Source organism: Brachybacterium tyrofermentans (assembly GCF_014897585.1).
Taxonomy (GTDB): Bacteria; Actinomycetota; Actinomycetes; order Actinomycetales; family Dermabacteraceae; genus Brachybacterium; species Brachybacterium tyrofermentans.
This window is the reverse complement of record NZ_JABUXW010000003.1, coordinates 121289-142331: the sequence shown is the minus strand read 5'-3', so window position 1 is coordinate 142331 and position 21043 is coordinate 121289. Positions and strand designations below refer to the sequence as shown.

Genomic DNA, 21043 nt, shown 5'->3' with positions numbered 1-21043 from the left:
CCGGACTGGCTAGTCTGGAGGGTATGTCCGACGATTTCGTGCACCTCCACGTCCATACCGATTATTCGCTCCTGGACGGGGCCGCGAAGATCGACAAACTCGTCGACGAGACCGTCCGCCAAGGCCAATCGGCCGTCGCGATCACGGACCACGGCTACCTGTTCGGTGCCTATGAGTTCTACAAGACCGCCAAGGCGGCCGGTATCAAGCCGATCATCGGCATCGAGGCGTATGTGACGCCGGGGACCAGCCGTCATGACCGCACTCGCATGCAGTGGGGCACCCGGGAGCAGCAGCTCGCCGGCGACGACGTCTCTGCGCGCGGCGCGTACACCCACATGACCCTGCTGTCGCGCTCCACCGAGGGCATGCACAACCTGTTCCGTCTGGGCTCGGCCGCCTCGCTCGACGGGCAGATGGGCAAGTGGCCTCGCATGGACCGCGAGATCCTCTCCAAGTACTCCGAGGGACTCGTCGCGACGTCCGGCTGCCCCTCCGGCGAGGTGCAGACCAGGCTGCGCCTGGGTCAGTTCGACGAGGCGGTCAAGGCCGCCGGCGAGTTCCAGGACATGTTCGGCAAGGAGCACTACTTCATCGAGCTGATGGACCACGGACTGTCCATCGAGCAGCGCGTGACCAAGGACCTGATCGAGGTCTCCAAGGCCGTCGGCGCGCCGCTGCTGGCCACCAACGATCTCCACTACGTCACCGAGCAGGATGCGACGATCCAGGACGTCCTGCTGTGCATCAACTCCGGGTCCCGGCTGAACGACCCGGATCGCTTCAAGTTCGGCGGCTCCGGGTACTTCCTGAAGTCCGCCCAGCAGATGCGCGAGCTCTTCCGCGAGTTCCCCGAGGCCTGCGACAACACGCTGCGCATCGCCGAGATGAGCGAGGTCGAGTTCCGCACCACGGACGACGGCGCCAACTACATGCCCAACTTCCCCACCCCGGAGGGGGAGGACGAGGAGTCCTGGTTCATCAAGGAGATCCAGCGCGGGCTGGAGTACCGCTACCCCGCGGGCATCCCCGACACGGTGCAGGCGCGCGCCGACTACGAGGTCCGCGTCATCCTGCAGATGGGTTTCCCCGGGTACTTCCTGGTGGTCTCCGACTACATCAAGTGGGCCAAGGAGCAGGGCATCCGCGTGGGACCCGGCCGTGGCTCCGGCGCCGGCTCGATGGTCGCGTACGCCATGCGCATCACCGATCTCGATCCCCTCGAGCATGGCCTCCTGTTCGAGCGGTTCCTGAACCCCGACCGCGTGTCCATGCCCGACTTCGACGTCGACTTCGATGATCGCCGCCGCGGCGAGGTCATCGAGTACGTGGAGCGCAAGTACGGCGACGACCGCATCGCGCAGGTCATCACCTACGGCGTCATGAAGACGAAGAACTCCCTCAAGGACGCCTCGCGCGTGCTCGACTACCCGTATGCGATGGGCGACCGCCTCTCCAAGGCGCTCCCGCCCACCGTCATGGGCAAGGACATCTCGATCAAGGGGATCTTCGACCCCGAGGACAAGCGCTACGCGGAGGCGGGCGAGTTCCGTCGGATCCACGACGAGGACCCCGACGTCCAGAAGGTCGTCGAGATCGCGAAGGGCGTCGAGGGTCTGACCCGCGGCTGGGGTGTCCACGCCTGCGCGGTGATCATGTCCAGCCACCCCCTGGTCGACATCGTGCCGATGATGCGCCGTCCCTCCGACGGCCAGATCATCACCCAGTTCGAGTATCCGACGCTGGAGACCCTCGGCCTGCTGAAGATGGACTTCCTGGGGCTGCGCAACCTCACCGTGCTCTCCGATGCGGTCGCGAACATGGAGCGCAACGGGAAGGTCCCCCCGGACCTGGAGACGCTGCCCTTCGACGACGAGAAGACCTACGAGCTCCTGCAGCGCGGAGACACCCTGGGCGTGTTCCAGCTGGACGGCTCCGGGATGCGCACCCTGCTGCGGCAGATGAAGCCCGACCAGTTCGGTGACATCACCGCCGTCTCGGCGCTGTACCGCCCGGGTCCGATGGGCATGAACTCCCATACGAACTACGCGCTGCGCAAGAACGGCCTGCAGGAGATCACGCCGATCCACCCGGAGCTCGAGGAGCCGCTCTCGGAGATCCTCGGCGAGACCTACGGCGTGCTGGTCTACCAGGAGCAGGTCATGCAGACGGCGCAGAAGGTCGCCGGCTACAGCCTGGGTCAGGCCGACATCCTCCGCCGCGCGATGGGCAAGAAGAAGAAGGCGGAGCTGGACAAGCAGTTCGCCTCCTTCGAGGCCGGCATGAAGGACAACGGGTACTCCACCGCCGCGGTGACGGCGCTGTGGGAGACGCTGATGCCGTTCGCGGACTACGCCTTCAACAAGTCGCACTCCGCCGCCTACGGGGTGGTCTCCTACTGGACCGGCTACCTCAAGGCGAACCATCCCACCGAGTACATGGCGGCGCTGCTGACCTCCACCCAGGAGAACCGCGACCGCCTGGGGCTGTACCTCGGCGACTGCCGGCACCGCGGCATCACGGTGCTGCCGCCGGACGTCAACCAGTCCGACCTGTACTTCTCCGCCGTGGGGGAGGACATCCGGTTCGGCCTCTCAGCCATCCGGAACGTCGGCGCGAACGTGGTCGAGGAGATCATCAAGACCCGTCAGGAGAAGGGCGCGTTCACGTCCTTCACCGACTTCCTGGACAAGGTGCCGCTGAGCGTCTGCAACAAGCGCACCATCGAGTCGCTCATCAAGGGCGGCGCCTTCGACGAGCTCGGCGCGAACCGTCGCGCCCTCGTGCTCATCCACGAGGACGCGGTCGACTCCGTGGTCGACGTGAAGCGCAAGGAGGCCCAGGGGCAGTACGACCTCTTCGGCGACGTCTTCGGCGACGCGGGCGGGGACGACGTGGCGACCGGATCCGCGGCGACCATCGTGATCCCCGACCTGCCCGAGTGGGATCGCAAGGAGAAGCTGGCCTTCGAGCGCAACATGCTGGGCCTGTACGTCTCAGACCACCCTCTGTACGGCCTCGAGCACGTCATCGCCCAGAACTCCTCGACCTCGATCAGCTCCCTCGCGGATGACGGGGCCGTCGAGGACGGTGCCATGGTCACGATCGCCGGGCTGATCACCACCCTGCAGCGCAAGACCACCAAGAAGGGCGACATGTGGGCGATCGCCACGGTCGAGGACCTCGAGGGGTCGATCGACTGCCTCATGTTCCCCTCGACCTATCAGACCGTCGCCACCGAGCTCGCGGAGGACCTCATCGTCTCGATGAAGGGCCGCGTGGACACCTCCAAGGGCATGCCGGAGCTGCGCGTCATGGAGATGACGATCCCGGAGACCGGGGGCGGGCCCGACGGTCCCGTCACCATCGCTCTGCCCGCGATGCGCGCCACGACGAAGGTGGCCCAGCAGCTGCGCGGGGTGCTCGAGGACAACCCCGGCTCCAGCGAGGTGCGCCTGCGCCTGCAGGAGCCCGGCCGCACCACGCTCATGCAGCTCGACAAGCGGCTCTCCGTGAACCCGTCGGCCGCGCTGTACGCCTCGCTGAAGACGCTGCTGGGACCCAGCTGCCTGCAGTGACTCGGCGGGTGAGAACGCCGCGACGTGCGACAGCGCCACGACGGGCGACAGCGCCACGACGGGCCTGACACGACGCGAGTGACACGACAGGAGTGAGATGACAGGCGCGCTGCGGGTCGGGACCTACAACATCCACCACGGGGCCGACGGCAAGGACCGTCTGGACCTGGGTCGCACCGCTGCGGCGATCGCCGCCCTGCGGGCCGACGTGATCGGCCTGCAGGAGGTCGACGTCGGCTACGGTCCCCGATCGGACTTCGAGGACCAGGCGGCCCGCCTGGCGGAGCTGCTGGGCCTGCAGATGTGCTTCGGGGCGGCGATCGACCGTGCCGGCGCCGACAGGGCCAGCGGCGATCGCGCTGTCACCGGCCGGACTGGGGCCGACGTGACCTCTACTCATGGGGGAGAGCGGCAGCAGTACGGTCTCGCGCTGCTGACCCGGCACGAGATCGTCGCGCACGCGATGCATCCGCTGCCCGGCCATCCGGCCCTCGGCGCGCTCCACGAACCCCGCGGTCTGCTGAGCACCACGGTGCACCCAGCTGGCCAGGAGCCCATCGACGTGCTGGTCACGCACCTCGACCACGAGGACCCTCGGCACCGCACCGCGCAGGTGCTGAGGATCCTCGAGCACGCCGCAGCCCTGGAGGGTCCCGCCGTGCTGCTCGGGGACTTCAACGCCGACCCCGGGGCCCCGGAGCTCGCACCCCTGTCGGCGAGCGGGTGGCGGGAGGCCGCCACCGACCTCTCCCCGGACCCGCCGCGCTCGCCGCTGGCCTCGATGCTCGCGGCGGCGCGGCCGCTGGGGAGGTTCCCGGGGCGGGCGACCTTCCCCTCCCGCCTGCCCCTGCGCCGCATCGACTCGATCTGGGCGCGCGGCGGCCTCGAGGCGACGGCGCTCGAGGTCGGACCCAGCCGCGCCTCGGATCACCGCCCCCTGGTGGCGGCCTTCGAACGGGTCCCGACCGCACGCTGAGCGGCACCACTATCGTGGGGACATGAGCGCTCCAGAACCTGCCACGGACCCGGCGACGATCCTCCCCGACGACCTCCTGGACACCTTCCGGGAGCGCGCGGTGGTCCACGACCGCGAGAACACCTTCCCGCGCGAGGACCTCGCCGATCTGCGCGAGGCCGGCTTCCTGCGCCTGCTGGTGCCCTGGGAGCTGGGCGGGCTCGGCGCGAGCCTGCTGGAGGCCAGCAGGATCCAGCGACGCCTCGCGCAGGCCGCGCCGGCGACCGCCCTGTCGATGAACATGCACCTCGTGGTCACCGGCGCAGCCCTGCATGCCCATCGCCTCGGCGTCGGCCCCGTGCGCACGATCCTCGAGGACGCCGCTGCCGATCGCCTGTTCGCCTTCGGCATCTCCGAGGCCGGCAACGACGCGATGCTCTTCGACTCCGGGACCAGCGCCGAGACGGAGGAGGACGGTGGATACCGGCTCACCGGCACCAAGATCTTCACCTCCCTCGCTCCCGTCTGGGATCGCATGGTCGTCCACGGCCGGGTCGCCAGCGCCAGCCTCACGGATCCCCGGCTCGTCTTCGGCGTGCTCGAGCGGACCGAGGACGTCGAGACGCTGGACGACTGGGATACGCATGGCATGCGCGCCTCCCAGTCCCGCACCACCCGCCTGCACGGGGCCCGGATCGAGCCCGACCGGATCCTGACCGACACCCCCGTCGGCCCCAACCCCGACCCCTTCGTGATGGGCATCTTCGGCGCCTTCGAACTGCTGATCGCCTCGGTCTACACCGGCATCGCGGAACGCGCCGTCGCCGTCGGGGCGCAGATCGCCGCGACGCGCCGCAACGTCACCCGGGACCTGGTCCACGCCGACGACCCCGACATCCGCCGGCGCCTCGCCGACGCCGCGATCGGCATCGACGGCTCGGTGCTGCAGATCGAGAAGGTGATGGCCGACCTCGACGCCCTGGGAACGGGGGAGACCGGACCCGGGATCACCGATCACGGAGCACGGTGGTTCCTGCACTTCTCCGGCGTGAAGGCCCGCTCCACCGAGGCCGCGATCAGCGCCGTCGACCAGGTGCTGCGCGCCAGCGGCGGCTCCCAGTTCTTCCGGCGCAGCGAGCTCGAGCGGCTCTCGAGGGATGTGCGCGCGGGCATGTACCACCCCAGCGACGACGAATCCGTGCACGCCACCTACGCGAGGGCGCTGCTCGGTGAGATCGGTGCGACTGGTTCGATCGGTGCGACAACCACGATGGGTACGACGGACACGACCGGTGCGACCGGCACGGCCGACGCCCCTCAGGATCGCTGAGCGCAGTGAAGGTCATCATCGCCGGCGGCTCCGGCACCCTCGGGCGAGCCCTGAGCGAAGCTCTCACCGCTGCCGGGCACGAGGTCGTGGTCCTCACCCGATCCCCGCGCCCGGAACGGGAGCGCGGCATGGTTCGCGACGTCCGGTGGGATGCCCGCACTGCGGGCGGCTGGACCGCCGAGCTCGCCGGCGGAGAGGTCGCAATCGTCAACCTCGCCGGGCGGCTCGTCGATGCCCGGCCCACCCCGGCGACCATCGCGGATCTCACCCGATCCCGGGTCGAGGCGACGAGAGCGCTGGTGACGGCGAGCCGCGATCTGGATCGGCCCCTGCGACGCTGGGTGCAGGCCTCGACCACGGCGATCTGGTCCGACGCGGGCGAGGAGAGACTGGACGAGAGCAGTCCGATCCCCATCGGCCTGCCTCAGATGACCGGGGTCGCCGAGCAGTGGGAGCGGGCCCTGGACGGAGCGCACAGCGACCACACGGCCATCCTGCGCACCGGCGTCGTGCTGGAGGCGAACACCCCGGCGCTGGACCGCCTGCTGCTCCTGGCCGAGCTCGGCCTCGGCGGACCCGTGGGCACCGGTCGCCAATGGGTCTCCTGGATCCACGTCCGGGATTGGGTGCGGATCGTCCTGACGGCTCTCGGACTCGAGGGGCCCGAGCTGCCAGCAGGGGTGGTGGTCGCCTCGGCGCCCCATCCGGTGCGCAACGCCGAGCTGATGCGCATCCTGCGCCGGGCGGTCGGCCAGCGGATCGGTCTGCCCACTCCCGCCCCCGTGCTCCGGCTGGGCGCGCTGCTGCTGCGCACGGACCCTGCTCTGGGGCTCACGGGGCGTCACGCCACGTCGAGCGTGCTCGACCGGACCGGATTCCGGTTCGAGCACCCTCATCTCGAAGGGGCAGTCCGGGATCTGCTGCCACCGCGTCCTTCTCGCTGAACTGCGGCCTTGCGCAGCTGCCGCTCGAGGATCCCGGGCGCTCTGCGGCGCCCAGCCCGCTCTGTCTCGTCTCGCCGAGCCGATCCGCTGCCGCGAAGGAAGAACGCCCCGGGCCCTCCGCGAGGAGGGACCGGGGCGTTCCGCGGGACGTCGAGGCGATCAGGCCTCGTCGGCGGGAGCGGAGTCGTCCTCGGCGTCGGCGAGATCGCCGAAGCCGGACGTCTGCTCGGCCTGGTCGGCCTGCTCACGCACCTCGCGGCCGCCATCGGCGGCACGCTGGAGCGTGTCCTGGAAGTCCACACCGGTGGTGGACTTGACCATGTCGAGCACCTGAGCGAGACCGAGCGAGATGTTCTGCCCGATCTTGGACTCACCATCGGTGGAGAACACCGACAGGTTGGAGATGTTCGAGTACGGCGCGGCGAGCTCGTTGGCGACCGCAGGCAGCACCTCGAGCACCTGGTTGAGCACGGCGGCGTCGTTGAACTGCTTGTACGCCTCGGCGCGAGCACGCGTGGTCTCCGCCTCGGCGTCACCCTTGGCGCGGATCGATGCACCTTCGGCGTCACCCTTGGCACGCAGGGCATCAGCCTCGGCCTGACCCTCGAGGCGCACAGCCTCGGCGTCCTTCGAGCGGCGCTGCAGCTCGATCTCGGCCTCCGCACGACCCCGTGCCTCGATGGCGTGGGCCTCGGCGTCCGCGGTGACCTTGCGGGACTCGGCGCGGTTGCGCTCGTCCTGCAGCTGGGCCTCCGACTCGGCGATGTGCGCGTACTTCTTGGAGTCCGCATCCTGCTGCTCGGCGTAGCGCTTCGCCTCGGCCGGCTTGTGGACCTCGGCGATCAGCTGCTTCTCCCGCAGGTCGTTGTTGCGGACCGCGATGAGCTCCTCCTGCTCGATGATCTTCTGCTGCTGCGCGGCGCGCGCCAGCGGACCGGAGGCATCGGCGACGGCCTGACGGGCGTCGGTCTGCTCCTTGATCTCGGCGTTGCGGATGTCGAAGGACTGCTTCGACTCGGCCTCCTGCTGGAGGTTGAGGTTCGTGGCCTGGGTCGACTCACGATTCGCGTCGGACTCGGCGATCGCGGCGCGCTTGGCGACCAGGGCGGCCTCGGGCCGCCCCCAGTCGCGCAGGTACGAGCCGTCGTCCTCGATCGAGGAGATCTGGAAGGTGTCGATGACCAGACCCTGGTTGTTCATCGAATGCTCGGCCTCGGCCTGGACCTGGTTGGCGAAGGAGGCGCGGTCACGGATGATCTGCTCGACGCTCAGCGTGCCCACCACGGCGCGGAGCGTGCCCGAGAGGATCTCCTGGGTGTAATGGTCGATCTGCTGCTGCTGATCGAGGAAGCGCTGCGAGGCCTTGCGGACGTCCTCGATGTTGCCCCCGACCTTGACCTGCGCGACGCCGCGCAGGCGCAGGAAGATGCCGTTCATCGAGTAGCCCTCGACCTCGACCGGGATCTGGCGCGAGCTCAGGCTCAGCACGAAGGCACGGTCGACGATCGGACGCACGATCGCCCGACCACCGATGATCACCCGGGCGCTGCCGGACTCGAGGTCGATGTCGCCGGTCGGGCTGGCCTTCGCGTTGCGACCGGTGATGATGAGCGCCTCGTTGGGCGCCGCGATCCGGTAGCTGCGCATCAGGATGAGCAGCAGGATCAGGATGACGACGATGATGACGACCGCGCCACCGATGAGTGGTATCAGTGCTTCCATGGGTTCCCCTCGAGTTTTTCAGGCATGCCTCCATCATCCTTTCATCGAAAGGGCAGGGGCGGGGCTGTGCTCCAGGACCGGGGCCGTCTCGTGACCTGACGGCCTGCCGACCGTCGTCTCACGATGTGTCAGAGTCGTCCGCATGGCGGGATTTCGGGTCTACAGTCGATCGCCGTGAGTACCGCCCCGTCCCCGTCCCCTTCCACCTCGGCACCCGAAGCCGCCCCCGCGAACACCCGCGGCCGCGTCATCACCGCCTCGATGGTCGGCACGACGATCGAATTCTTCGACTTCTACGCCTACGCGACCGCCGCCTCGCTGGTGTTCCCCGCTCTGTTCTTCCCCACGCAGACCCCGGCGAACCAGCTCTTGAGCTCTTTCGCGATCTTCGGCGTCGCCTTCGTGGCCCGCCCGTTGGGCTCCCTGGTCTTCGGCCACTTCGGGGACCGCGTGGGCCGCAAGACCACCCTGGTCGCGAGCCTGCTGGTGATGGGCATCGCGACCTTCCTCATCGGGGTGCTTCCCACTGCCTCGACCCCGGGGTTCACGGTCCTCGCCCCGGCGATCCTGGTGCTGCTGCGGTTCTGCCAGGGCATCGGCCTGGGCGGCGAATGGTCCGGGGCGGCGCTGCTGGCCACCGAGAACGCCCCGCCCGGCAAGCGCGCGCTCTACGGAACCTTCCCGCAGCTCGGCGCCCCCATCGGGTTCATCCTGTCCAACCTGCTGTTCGTGGTCCTCAGCCTGCAGCTCACCGACGCGCAGTTCATGTCCTGGGGCTGGCGCCTGCCGTTCCTGCTGTCCTCGATCCTGGTGATCGTGGGCCTCTGGGTGCGCCTGAAGCTCATGGAGAGCCCGGCCTTCCAGAAGGTCATCGACGAGGAGCGAGTGGCCGCCATCCCGATCGCGCGCGTGTTCCGCACCGCCTGGAAGCCGCTGATCCTCGCTACGGTCGCCATGGTCGCGACCTATGTCCTCTTCTACCTGATGACCGCCTTCCTCATGGTGGTCGGGACCACCGAGGCCGACGAGGGGACCGCCCGCGCCGCCGCCGAGGCCGCCGGCAAGCCCTTCGACGCCGCGGGCTTCGCTCCCGGACTCGGGTACGACCGCCCGCAGTTCCTCACCATGCTGATCATCGGCGTCGTGTTCTTCGGCATCTTCACCCTGGTCTCCGGTCCGCTCGCAGATCGACTCGGCCGCCGCAAGCTGCTGCTGACCGTCACCGCCGCGATCGGAGTCTTCGGGCTCCTCATCGAGCCGATGGTGCAGGCCGGAACGGTCGGGGTGATGGCGACCCTGATCCTCGGCTTCACACTCATGGGCCTGACCTTCGGCCCGATGGCGGCGTTCCTGCCGGAGATGTTCTCCTCGGACGTGCGCTACACCGGCAGCGCCGTCAGCTACAACATGGCCTCCGTGATCGGCGCGGCCCCCGCGCCCTACGCGATGATCGCGCTGTGGCAGCTGCTGGACGGCCCGCTGTGGCTCGTGGGCGGCTACCTGACTCTCGCGGCGATCATCACGATCGTGGCCCTGCTGCTCGGCAAGGAGACCCGCGAGGTCGACTACCTGGCCTGAGCCGCGAGATCGGCTGAGCTGAGGAGCGTGGCCGGACTGGAACCTAGCCTCCGGCCGGACCGTCGTCCTCAGCACGTTGGACGAGTGTGGCCAGCTCGGAACAACGACGGCGCCCCCGGACCTGCTCCGGGGGCGCCGTCGTCGTTCCTCGCGGTGGGCGTGCCCGCCCGTCGAGGTTCTGCAGGGGCTGTCTATGCGCTGAGGTGGCGATATCGCCAGCTCCCCTCAGCATCGGCCCGCGCAGGACATGCGGGTCCACGCGGGACATATCGGCCCGCGCAGGACATGCGGGTCCACGCGGGACAAATCGGCCCGCGCAGGACATGCGGGTCCACGCGGGACATATCGGCCCGCACGGAACATACCGGCCCGCACGGGACATGCCGGGCCGAGCGGAACGTGCCGACGGGCGGTCGCCGGTGCTCGGCCCGTGCGCTCAGCCCTGCTGGCGGTGCTCGTGGTAGTAGCGGATCAGCGCCGACGTGGAGGAGTCCTCGGAGGAGATCGCCTGCTCGTCCCCGGCGACGGCAGGGGCGAGCCCCTTGGCGAGCTGCTTGCCCAGCTCCACCCCCCACTGGTCGAAGGAGTTGATGCCCCACACGACGCCCTGCACGAAGGTGATGTGCTCGTACAGCGCGATCAGCTGGCCCAGCACCGACGCGGTGAGCTTCGGGGCCATGATCGAGGTGGTGGGGCGATCACCGGAGAACTCGCGGGCCGCCACGAGAGCACCCTCGGTGCCCTCGGCGCGCACCTCCTCGGCCGTCTTGCCGAAGGCGAGCGCCTTGGTCTGGGCGAAGAAGTTCGCGAGGAACAGCTCGTGCACGTCCTGCTCGCCGTCGGCCAGGGCATGGTTCGGGGTGGCGAAAGCGATGAAGTCCGCCGGGATGATCCGGGTGCCCTGGTGGATCAGCTGGTAGAAGGCGTGCTGGCCGTTGGTGCCGGGCTCGCCCCAGAACACCTCGCCGGTCTCGGTGGTGACGAGGGAGCCGTCCCGGCGGGTCGCCTTGCCGTTGGACTCCATGGTCAGCTGCTGCAGGTACGCGGGGAAGCGGTGCAGGTACTGGGAGTAGGGGAGCACCGCGTGGGTCTCCGCCTCGAGGAAGTTCACGTTCCAGATGTTGAGCAGGCCCATCAGCAGCGGCACGTTCTTCTCCGCGGGGGCGGTGGCGAAGTGCTCGTCCATGGCGTGGAAGCCGGCCAGGAGCTCCTCGAAGGTGTCCGGGCCCAGCACGGTGGCGAGCACGGTGCCGATCGCGGAGTCGACGCTGTAGCGGCCGCCCACCCAGTCCCAGAAGCCGAAGGCGTTCTTGGGGTCGATGCCGAAGGCCTCGACCTTGTCCAAGGCGGTGGAGACGGCGACGAAGTGCTTCGCGATGGCCTCCTGCTCCTGCTCCACGGTCAGGCCGGCGTTCTCGCGCAGCCCCTGCAGCAGCCACTCGCGCACGAGGCGCGCGTTGGTGAGGGTCTCCTGCGTGGTGAAGGTCTTCGAGGCGACGATGACCAGCGTGGTCTCGGGGTCGAGGTCCCGGGTGGTCTCGTAGGCGTCGGTCGGGTCGATGTTCGAGAGGAAGCGGGCGCTCAGACCGTCCTGCGCCTGGGGCCTCAGCGCCTCGTAGACCATCACGGGGCCCAGGTCCGAGCCGCCGATGCCGATGTTCACGACGGTCTCGATGCGCTTGCCGGTCACGCCGGTCCACTCGCCCGAGCGCACGGAGTCGGCGAAGTCGTAGACCCGCTGCAGGGTCTCGTGGACGTCCTCGTCGATCTGCTGTCCGTCGATCTCGAGGGCGGGGGAGGCGCCGGCGGGGCGGCGCAGCGCGGTGTGGAGCACCGCGCGGTCCTCGGTGGTGTTGATGTGGGCGCCGGCGAACATGGCGTCGCGGTGCGCCTCCACGCCGACCTCACGGGCGAGCTGCTGCAGGAGCTCGAGGGTCTCGGCGGTCACGAGGTTCTTGGACAGGTCGACGTGGAGGTCCGCGGCGTCGGCGCTGAAGCGCTGCGCACGCTCGGGGTCCGCGTCGAACCATTCGCGCAGTGACCCGGTCAGCTCGAGGTTGTGCGCCTCGAGGGAGGCCCACGCGTCGGTGCTCGTGGGATCGATGGGGGCGGAGGGCGTGGTCGGAGCAGTCATGAGGCCATTCAACACCCTTCACGAGAAGAACGTCGTGCCCGGTCAGTGTGTTTCAGCTGCCCTGGTCAAGGTGGTTGAAAAGGGCCCGAGACCGATTTGTGACCGACTGATGGATAGTTCTTGACAGGTGAGGGTGCACACTGAGGGATGCGTCGTGCGCAACGGAGCGCGACGAATCCAGCTCAGTCATCCCAGGAGATCCCATGGCTATTTCGCGACGATCGATGATGCTGGGCACCGCCGCCGGCGGTGCCGCAGCTGTCACCTTGGCCGCCTGCTCCGGCGGCGACACCGGTTCCGGTTCCGGCAGCGATGCCGGCGGAGGAACGGGCGAGCCCATCCTCGCCAACGGCACCGAGCCGGAGAACCCCCTGGTCCCGACGAACACCAGCGAGGTGGGCGGCGGTCGAATCATCACGTCGGTCTTCTCCGGGCTCGTCTACTACGACGCCGAGGGCAAGGTCGAGAACGAGGTCGCGGAGTCCATCGAGTCCGAGGACAACCAGAACTGGACCATCACGATCCGTGAGGGTCTGAAGTTCTCCGATGGCACCGCGCTCACCGCGCAGAACTTCGTGGACGCCTGGAACTTCGGCGCCAACACCGCGAACGCCCAGAAGAGCCAGTCCTTCTTCCAGCCCATCGAGGGCTTCGACGAGGTCGCCGCCGATGACGCGACCAAGGACCTCACGCTCTCCGGTCTGAAGGTCGTCGACGACACGAGCTTCACCGTCAAGCTGGTCTCCACGCAGGCCGACTTCTCCTCGCGCCTGGGCTACTCGGCCTACTCGCCGATGCCGCCCTCGGCTTTCGAGGACATCGACGCCTACGGCGAGGCCCCCATCGGCAACGGCCCCTACATGGTCGACTCCTGGACCCACGACGCCGAGATCGTGCTCGTCCCGAACCCGGAGTACGACGGCCCCCGCGCCGCCCAGAACTCCGGCGTCACCTTCGTCGTCTACGCGGATGACGAGACGCTCTACAACGACATGCTCTCGGGCAATGTCGACGTCTCGGACATCATCCCGACCTCGGCCCTGTCCACCTTCGAGGACGAGCTCGGTGACCGCGCCATCAACGCCCCGGGCGCGGTGTTCCAGTCCTTCACCATCCCGCAGGACGATCCGGACTTCTCCGGGGAGGCGGGCAAGATCCGCCGCCAGGCACTCTCGTACGCCATCGACCGCACGGCGATCTGCGACTCGCTGTTCTACGGCACCCGCAGCCCCGCGACGGACTTCGTCGCCCCCGTGATCGATGGCGGCGGCGCCACCGACATCCCCGGCGCGGAGGTCCTCGAGTTCGACGAGGCCAAGGCCAAGGAGCTGTGGGCCGAGGCCGAGAAGATCCAGCCCTTCAAGGGCCCCTTCACCCTGGCCTACAACGCCGACTCCCCGCACAAGGACTGGGTCGAGGCCGTGTGCAACTCGGTCAAGAACACCCTCGGCATCGAGGCCACGCCGAACCCGTTCCCCGCCTTCGGCGAGTTCCGTGAGCAGATCACGGCCCGCACGATGGAGGGTGCCTTCCGCTCCGGCTGGCAGGCGGACTACCCCTCCGTCTACAACTTCCTCGGCCCGATCTACTCCTCCGCCGCGGCGGACGGCAAGGGCAGCAACGACGGCGACTACAAGAACCCGGAGTTCGACGACCTGCTGAAGGAAGGCCTCGCCGCACCGGACATCGACGCCGCGAACGAGAAGTTCCACGCCGCCGAGGCCATCCTCATGGAAGATCTCCCGGCCTTGCCGCTGTGGTACCAGAACACCTTCGGCGGGTTCTCGGACCTGGTCTCGAACGTGGAGTACGGCTGGGACACCGTCCCGCTGTACTACGCGATCACCAAGTGATCCTCTGATCGCGACCTCCGGCGGGAGGCGGCCCTGGTGCCGTCTCCCGCCGTCGCACGTCCATGTGCCGGGGCCATGGACGGACGGCTGTTCCCCTTCTTTCCTCGCCCCGCGCTCCCTCAACCGAAGGTGACCGACGTGATCTGGTACATCGGGCGGCGACTGCTGCAGATGATCCCCGTCTTCCTCGGCGCCACCCTCATCGTCTACCTGATGGCCTTCGTCTCCTCCGGCGACCCCATCGCGGCGATCGCGGGTGACAAGCCGATCTCCCCGGCCGTGGCCGACAAGCTGCGCGCGCAGTACAACCTCGACAAACCCGTGCTCATCCAGTGGCTGATCTATCTGGGGAATCTCTTCCAGGGAGACTTCGGCATCGGGTTCAACGGCCGGCCGATCATCGACCAGATCAAGGCGGCCTTCCCCGTCACCTTCCGGCTCGCGATCATCGCCGTCGTGATCGAGAGCGTCTTCGGCGTGGTCGCCGGTGTCATCTCGGGTCTGAAGAAGGGCACGCTGATCGACACCACGTTGCTGATGGTGTCGCTGCTCGTCATCGCGGTCCCCACCTTCGTCATCGGCTTCATCGCCCAGTTCGTGCTCGGCGTGCAGCTCGGCGTCGCCCCGGTGAACGTGGGGCGCGACCCCTCGTGGCAGAACCTGCTGGTACCCGGCGCCGTGCTCGGCGCCGTGTCGTTCGCCTATGTGCTGCGCCTGACCCGCACCTCGATCGCCGAGGTCGCCACCGCGGACCACGTGCGCACGGCGACCGCCAAGGGACTCTCCCGCGGCGGGGTCGTCTCCAAGCACATCCTGCGCAACTCCCTGATCCCGGTCGTCACCTTCATCGGTGCGGATCTGGGTGCGCTGATGGGCGGCGCGATCGTCACGGAGGGCATCTTCAACATCAGCGGCATCGGCTCGCTGCTCTTCCGCGCCATCATCGACGGCGAGAGCCCGATGATCGTGTCCGTGGTGACGCTGCTGGTGATCATCTTCCTGGTCGCCAACCTGATCGTGGACCTGCTCTACGCCGTTCTCGACCCGAGGATCCGCTATGCGAAGTGAACCCGTCACCCGTTCCGTCCGACCCGCGGCGACGCACTTCGTCGCCCCGCTGGACGAGACCCCCCTGCAGGCGGTCGACGCCGTGGACACCACGTCCGCGCCCCGCTCGATGTGGGCGGAGGCCGGCCGCAACCTGGTCCGCAACCCCGTCTTCCTGATCTCCGCGGCACTGATCGTGGTCATCCTGTTCGTCGCGGCCTTCCCGGGTCTGCTGACCGGGCAGGACCCGAACTACGGGGACATCTCGAAGGCCAATCAGCCGCCGAGCAGCGAGCATCCCTTCGGGACCACGAGGCAGGGCTATGACGTCCTGGCCCGCGTGCTCTACGGGACCCGCACCTCGGTGATGGTCGGCTTCTTCACGATGATCCTGGCGACGCTCATCGGCGGCGTCCTGGGTGCCCTGGCCGGCTATGTGGGCGGCGTCTTCGATGCGATCCTGTCCCGCGTCACGGACATCTTCTTCGCGATCCCGCTGATCCTGGGGGCGATCGTCATCGCCAACCGGGTCGAGTCGATGAACGTGCCGATGGTGATCCTGGTGCTGGGCGTCTTCGGCTGGACCAACGTCGCCCGCATCATGCGCGGCTCGGTCATCTCGGTGAAGAACCAGGACTTCGTGACCGCCTCGACGGCACTGGGCGCCAACTCGGTGACCAACCTCGTCAAGCACGTCGTGCCCAACGCGATCGCCCCGGTGATCGTCACCGCCACCGTGAACCTCGGTGTGTACATCGTGGCCGAGGCGACGCTGTCCTTCCTCGGCGTGGGCCTTCCTGCGAGCTCGGTCTCCTGGGGCGGGGACATCTCCGACGCCCGACCGGCGCTGCGCACCCAGCCGATGATGCTCTTCTACCCCTCGATGGCGCTCGCGATTACCGTGCTGAGCTTCATCATGCTCGGCGACGCGGTGCGCGACGCCCTCGATCCGAAGGCGAGGAAGCGATGACCACCTCCACGAACACCGCAGCAGCCCCCGACGCGGGGAGCGCAGCGGGCAACGACCCGCTGCTGGAGATCTCTGATCTCGAGATCACCTTCGGGACCACGAACGGAGAGGTCCGCGCCGTCCGTGGGGCGAGCCTGTCCGTCTATCCCGGCGAGACGGTCGCGATCGTCGGCGAGTCCGGCTCCGGCAAGTCCACGACGGCGATGAGCATCGCCCGCCTGCTTCCGAAGAACGGCTCGATCACCGGCGGCAGCATCCGCTTCGGCGGACGGGACATCACCGCGGTCCCGACCCGGGAGATCCTCGCCCTGCGCGGCAGCGAGATCGGGCTCGTCCCGCAGGACCCGATGAGCAACCTCAACCCCATGTGGAAGGTGGGCGCCCAGATCACCGAGGCGCTCGCCGCCAACGGGGTCGCGCGGGGGGCCAAGGCCCGTGCCCGTTCCGTGGAGCTGCTCGAGGAGGCCGGCCTGCCCGATGCGGCGCGCCGGGCGAACCAGTACCCTCACGAGTTCTCCGGCGGCATGAAGCAGCGCGCCCTGATCGCGATGGGCCTGGCGGCCCGTCCCAAGCTGCTCATCGCAGATGAGCCGACCAGCGCGCTCGACGTGACCGTGCAGCAGCAGATCCTCGATCACCTCGACACCCTCACCGAGGAGCTCGGCGTGGCGGTCCTGCTGATCACCCACGATCTGGGCCTGGCCGCTGAGCGCGCCCAGCACCTGGTGGTCATGTACAAGGGCCAGATCGTCGAGTCCGGTCCCGCGATCGAGCTGCTGCAGAACCCGCAGCATCCCTACACGAAGCGGCTGATCGCGGCGGCGCCCTCGCTGGCGTCGCGTCGTCTGGTCTCCGGATCGGGCACACCCGCGGCGGAGGAGACGGACGGGGCCTCTGCTGTGCAGCGGCCGACGTACTCCGCCCCGAAGCTGTCGGGTCCGAAGGTCCCGTCGCTGACGGTCTCCACCCCGACGGGCCCCACCCCAACCGACCCGTCGACGCAGGCCGAGCACGCGGGCCCGCAGTTCGGCTACGGCGAGGTGAGCTCCGATGCCGTGATCCAGGTGCAGGACCTCACCAAGGAGTTCCCGATCCGCGGGAACGTGCCCTGGAGGACCACTCCGTTCACCGCGGTCGACAAGGTCTCCTTCGAGATCGCACGCGGCACCACCACGGCGATCGTGGGGGAGTCCGGCTCGGGCAAGTCCACCGTGGCGCAGATGGTGCTGAAGCTCCTCGAGCCGACCTCGGGGCGTGTGCTCTTCGAGGGCAAGGACGTGACCACGTACAAGGGCAAGGAGCTGAAGTCGCTGCGCCGCCGGGTGCAGCCGATCTTCCAGAACCCGTACGGCACGCTGGACCCGATGTACTCGATCTACAACACGATCGAGGAGCCGCTGCGCCTGCACGGCATCGGCGATGCGAAGAGTCGTGAGGCGAAGGTCCGCGACCTGCTCGACAAGGTCGCGCTGCCGGCGGAGATGATGCGTCGCTATCCCAACGAGCTCTCGGGCGGCCAGCGCCAGCGCATCGCGATCGCGCGTGCCCTGGCCCTGGACCCGGAGGTCGTGATCTGCGACGAGGCGGTCTCCGCGCTCGACGTGCTGGTCCAGTCCCAGGTGCTCGAGCTGCTCAACGATCTGCAGTCCGAGCTGGGGCTGTCCTACCTCTTCATCACCCACGACCTCGCCGTGGTGCGACAGATCGCCGATCGCACGCTGGTCATGGAGAAGGGGAAGGTCGTCGAGCAGGGGACCACCGACGAGGTCTTCCACGCCCCGCAGCAGGACTACACCAAGCGCCTGCTGGCGGCGATCCCCGGCGGCTCCATCCCGCTCGCGGGGTCGGAGACCATCGACGTCGACGCCCCGGACGCGGCGGTCGAGGACGAGCAGGTCGACGGTTCGCCGCAGGACGACGGCGTCATCGACCCGTTCTCCGAGGCGGGCCACGTCTGAGCACTCTCTGATCCGGCGAGCACCTGATCCGAGGAACGATCGCTCCCACGAGCGATTGCTCCTCACAGCGGCTGTTCCCGAGAGTGAGTGAGCCCAGGAGTGAGTGAGCCGATGAGCGAGGACCCCGCTGCGGCGGATCGTGCGCGGGCCGAGGACTCGGCCCGCGCACGAGCGGCGAAGGAAGCTGCCTGGTCCTCCCTCACCCGACCTCGTCTCTCGCGCAGCATCAGCGGTTCGCGGAGCAGTGGCTTCGGCGCGTCCCGCAGCAGCGGCGTCGGCGGCGTTGTCGGCGATCTCCTGCTGGAGATCGCCCTCGCTGTCGGCGTTCATGCGCTCTGGCCGCTGCTCGCGCGCTGGATGTCCTTCCGCCGAGCGGCCGCCCTCATCGCGGGCATCGGGGTCGGGATGCTGTGGGGTGCTCTCGTCATCCCACGGTGGGCGTTCCCCGCGATGCGGGACACCGACGGGAGCATGGTCGGTCCGCTCCTGACGGGCGAGGTGGCGTCGATCACACTCGCACTGCTGCTCCTGGTCTTCGGCGGAGGGATGATCGCACTGCTCGCCGGTCAGCGGCGGCAGCTGGCGGCCTCGGCGGGGGCGGACCGCGGCGACTCTCCCGCCGACGAACCGGTGCAGAATCCGCCGATCCGTCGGGAATCCGTCCGCGGATCGGCTCGGGCGAGTCTTATGAGGGGCGTGAGGTGGCTGGAGCTCGTGGCGATCGCGGCCTCCTGGATGTTCGCAGTCTCCCTCCTGACCTGCTCCTTCTTCTACGCGGATCCGGTCACCGTCGCCGAGCACGTGGCAGGGGAGGAGCCCGGCTCCGTCTGGAGCCATCCGGTCGCCGTCCAGCTGGTGCTCGGGACGCTCATCGCGCTGACCGTCGCCGTGGTCGCGGGTCGGACAGCGTCGAACGTCTCATCGACAGACCGCTGACCTTTGTGCTCCAGGCCGATAGACTCACCGAGGCCCTGGAGCGGGCCGCACAGCGGTGCGGTCAGGCGCTGCACGGTCCCCGACCCGACGCGCAACCTGAAACGAGCCCTCGCGTATGACTCTCCGCCTCCGCAACGACCTGCGAAACGTCGCCATCGTCGCCCACGTCGACCACGGCAAGACCACGCTCGTCGACGCCATGCTGACCCAGGGTGGCGCATTCGGCGACCACGACACGCACGATGAGCGGGCGATGGACTCGGGCGAGCTGGAGCGCGAGAAGGGCATCACCATCCTCGCGAAGAACACGGCGATCCGCTACGTCGGCCCGTCGGCCGCAGGGATCGGCGAGCCCGATGGCATCACCATCAACGTCATCGACACCCCCGGCCACGCCGACTTCGGCGGCGAGGTCGAGCGCGGCCTGTCCATGGTCGACGGTGTCGTGCTGCTCGTGGACTCCTCCGAGGGCCCCCTCCCGCAGACCCGCTTCGTGCTGCGCAAGGCGCTGGCCGCGAAGCTCCCCGTGATCCTCGTGGTCAACAAGGTCGACCGTCCCGACGCCCGCATCGAAGAGGTCGTCGGCGAAGCCACCGACCTGCTGCTGGGCCTGGCCTCCGACCTCGCCGAGGAGATGCCCGACATCGACCTCGACGCCGTGCTGGACGTGCCCGTCGTCTACGCCTCCGGCAAGGCCGGCCGCGCGTCGACCACGCAGCCCGCCGACGGCACCCTCCCCGAGGAGGAGACCGTCGAGCCGCTGTTCAAGACGATCCTCGAGTCGATCCCGGCTCCGAGCTACGATGACGAGGTCCCGCTGCAGGCGCACGTGACCAACCTCGACGCCTCGCCGTTCCTGGGCCGCCTCGCGCTGCTGCGCATCAAGAACGGCGAGCTGGCCAAGGGCCAGCAGGTCGCATGGTGCACGCAGGACGGGACCACCAAGCAGGTCAAGATCACCGAGCTGCTGGAGACCAAGGGCCTGACCCGCGTTCCCATGACCGGCGTGGCCCGTCCGGGCGACATCGTCGCCGTGGCCGGCATCCCCGAGATCATGATCGGTGAGACCCTCGCCGACCTCGCGGACCCGCGCCCGCTGCCGCTGATCACCATCGACGATCCCGCGATCTCGATGACCATCGGCATCAACACCTCCCCGCTGGCCGGCAAGAACGGCAAGGGGCACAAGCTCACCGCCCGCCAGGTCAAGGACCGTCTCGACCAGGAGCTGGTCGGCAACGTGTCCCTGAAGGTGCTCCCCACCGAGCGTCCCGACGCCTGGGAGGTGCAGGGCCGCGGCGAGCTCGCCCTGTCGATCCTCGTCGAGCAGATGCGTCGTGAGGGCTTCGAGCTCACCGTCGGCAAGCCGAAGGTGCTCACCCGCGACATCGACGGGCGCAAGCATGAGCCTGTCGAGCGCATGACCATCGACGTGCCCGAGGAGTACCTCGGCACCGTGACCCAGCTGATGGCGTCCCGCAAGGGCCGTATGGAGACCATGAGCAACCACGGCTCCGGCTGGGTGCGCATGGAGTTCACCGTCCCGTCGCGCGGCCTGATCGGCTTCCGCACCCGGTTCATGACCGAGACGCGCGGCAACGGCATCGCCTCGTCCTACGCCGACGGCTTCGAGCCGTGGATGGGGAACATCGAGTTCCGCGCCACCGGCTCGCTGGTCGCCGACCGCGCCGGCACCGTCACCCCCTTCGCGATGATCAACCTCCAGGAGCGCGGCTCGTTCTTCGTCGAGCCCACCTCCGAGGTGTATGCAGGCCAGGTCGTCGGGGAGAACTCCCGCAACGAGGACATGGACGTGAACATCACGAAGGAGAAGAAGCTGACGAACATGCGTGCCGCATCGTCGGACTCCTTCGAGAACCTGGTGCCGCCGCGCCGGCTCACGCTCGAGGAGTCCCTCGAGTTCACCAACGACGACGAGTGCGTCGAGGTGACCCCCGAGGTCGTCCGCATCCGCAAGGTCCTCCTCGACGCCAACGAGCGCAACCGCGCCCGGTCGAAGGCCAAGTCCGGGAAGTGA

The 21043-nt window shown here is 68.7% G+C and carries 13 protein-coding genes; 11 read left to right on the top strand and 2 right to left on the bottom strand.

Translation table 11 applies throughout. The features are described from left to right. Positions 1-23 precede the first annotated feature (23 nt). The 4 genes from dnaE (at position 24) to INT49_RS03100 (ending at position 6807) form a co-directional block, all read left to right on the top strand. The gene (gene dnaE / locus INT49_RS03115; protein WP_193116257.1) at positions 24-3578 is read left to right on the top strand and encodes a DNA polymerase III subunit alpha; all 3555 of its coding nucleotides are present in this window, start codon (positions 24-26) and stop codon (positions 3576-3578) included. A 97-nt stretch (positions 3579-3675) separates the two neighbouring features. Then, positions 3676-4554 carry an endonuclease/exonuclease/phosphatase family protein gene (locus INT49_RS03110; protein WP_193116256.1) on the top strand — a complete coding sequence of 293 codons (879 nt, stop codon included), beginning with the start codon at positions 3676-3678 and terminating at the stop codon, positions 4552-4554. Positions 4555-4576: 22 nt separating this feature from the next. After that, positions 4577-5863, top strand: a complete 1287-nt coding sequence (locus tag INT49_RS03105; RefSeq protein ID WP_193116255.1) for an acyl-CoA dehydrogenase family protein — start codon at positions 4577-4579, stop codon at positions 5861-5863. A gap of 5 nt (positions 5864-5868) precedes the next feature. Further along, positions 5869-6807 (top strand): epimerase, encoded by a 939-nt coding sequence (locus tag INT49_RS03100; RefSeq protein ID WP_193116254.1) that lies wholly within the window; start codon positions 5869-5871, stop codon positions 6805-6807. A gap of 159 nt (positions 6808-6966) precedes the next feature. Here the strand turns inward: INT49_RS03100 and INT49_RS03095 are convergent, their stop codons facing one another. Further along, positions 6967-8529 (bottom strand): flotillin family protein, encoded by a 1563-nt coding sequence (locus INT49_RS03095; RefSeq protein WP_193116253.1) that lies wholly within the window; start codon positions 8527-8529, stop codon positions 6967-6969. A gap of 123 nt (positions 8530-8652) precedes the next feature. On the opposite strand from INT49_RS03095, the gene INT49_RS03090 reads away from it, so the two are divergent. After that, a complete protein-coding gene (locus INT49_RS03090) occupies positions 8653-10107 on the top strand; it encodes an MFS transporter (protein ID WP_404801942.1) in 1455 nt (484 codons plus the stop codon). A 436-nt stretch (positions 10108-10543) separates the two neighbouring features. Here the strand turns inward: INT49_RS03090 and pgi are convergent, their stop codons facing one another. Beyond that, positions 10544-12241, bottom strand: coding sequence for a glucose-6-phosphate isomerase (gene pgi / locus INT49_RS03085; protein WP_193116251.1), 1698 nt, complete (start codon positions 12239-12241; stop codon positions 10544-10546). Positions 12242-12444: 203 nt separating this feature from the next. On the opposite strand from pgi, the gene INT49_RS03080 reads away from it, so the two are divergent. The 6 genes from INT49_RS03080 to typA all read left to right on the top strand — a co-directional run bounded on the left by INT49_RS03080 (position 12445) and on the right by typA (position 21043). Further along, complete coding sequence (locus tag INT49_RS03080) at positions 12445-14094, top strand: peptide ABC transporter substrate-binding protein (protein WP_193116250.1); 1650 nt, start codon at positions 12445-12447, stop codon at positions 14092-14094. Positions 14095-14232: 138 nt separating this feature from the next. Then, positions 14233-15162 (top strand): ABC transporter permease, encoded by a 930-nt coding sequence (locus tag INT49_RS03075; protein WP_193116249.1) that lies wholly within the window; start codon positions 14233-14235, stop codon positions 15160-15162. Then, positions 15152-16111: an ABC transporter permease gene (locus INT49_RS03070; protein ID WP_193116248.1), complete on the top strand. Its 960-nt coding sequence runs from the start codon at positions 15152-15154 to the stop codon at positions 16109-16111. The genes INT49_RS03075 and INT49_RS03070 overlap by 11 nt, the downstream gene beginning before the upstream one ends. Continuing rightward, positions 16108-18069: an ABC transporter ATP-binding protein gene (locus tag INT49_RS03065; protein ID WP_193116247.1), complete on the top strand. Its 1962-nt coding sequence runs from the start codon at positions 16108-16110 to the stop codon at positions 18067-18069. Before INT49_RS03070 ends, INT49_RS03065 begins: the two co-directional genes overlap by 4 nt. 111 nt (positions 18070-18180) lie before the next feature. Then, positions 18181-19005 carry a hypothetical protein gene (locus tag INT49_RS03060; protein WP_193116246.1) on the top strand — a complete coding sequence of 275 codons (825 nt, stop codon included), beginning with the start codon at positions 18181-18183 and terminating at the stop codon, positions 19003-19005. 115 nt (positions 19006-19120) lie between these two features. Further along, positions 19121-21043 (top strand): translational GTPase TypA, encoded by a 1923-nt coding sequence (typA, locus tag INT49_RS03055; RefSeq protein ID WP_193116245.1) that lies wholly within the window; start codon positions 19121-19123, stop codon positions 21041-21043.

Coding starts and splice junctions, on each gene's coding strand:
- dnaE (WP_193116257.1), top strand. CDS start 24: ATGTCCGACGATTTCGTGCACCTCCACGTCCATACCGATTATTCGCTC.
- INT49_RS03110 (WP_193116256.1), top strand. CDS start 3,676: ATGACAGGCGCGCTGCGGGTCGGGACCTACAACATCCACCACGGGGCC.
- INT49_RS03105 (WP_193116255.1), top strand. CDS start 4,577: ATGAGCGCTCCAGAACCTGCCACGGACCCGGCGACGATCCTCCCCGAC.
- INT49_RS03095 (WP_193116253.1), bottom strand. CDS start 8,529: ATGGAAGCACTGATACCACTCATCGGTGGCGCGGTCGTCATCATCGTC.
- INT49_RS03090 (WP_404801942.1), top strand. CDS start 8,653: ATGTGTCAGAGTCGTCCGCATGGCGGGATTTCGGGTCTACAGTCGATC.
- pgi (WP_193116251.1), bottom strand. CDS start 12,241: ATGACTGCTCCGACCACGCCCTCCGCCCCCATCGATCCCACGAGCACC.
- INT49_RS03080 (WP_193116250.1), top strand. CDS start 12,445: ATGGCTATTTCGCGACGATCGATGATGCTGGGCACCGCCGCCGGCGGT.
- INT49_RS03070 (WP_193116248.1), top strand. CDS start 15,152: ATGCGAAGTGAACCCGTCACCCGTTCCGTCCGACCCGCGGCGACGCAC.
- INT49_RS03065 (WP_193116247.1), top strand. CDS start 16,108: ATGACCACCTCCACGAACACCGCAGCAGCCCCCGACGCGGGGAGCGCA.
- INT49_RS03060 (WP_193116246.1), top strand. CDS start 18,181: ATGAGCGAGGACCCCGCTGCGGCGGATCGTGCGCGGGCCGAGGACTCG.
- typA (WP_193116245.1), top strand. CDS start 19,121: ATGACTCTCCGCCTCCGCAACGACCTGCGAAACGTCGCCATCGTCGCC.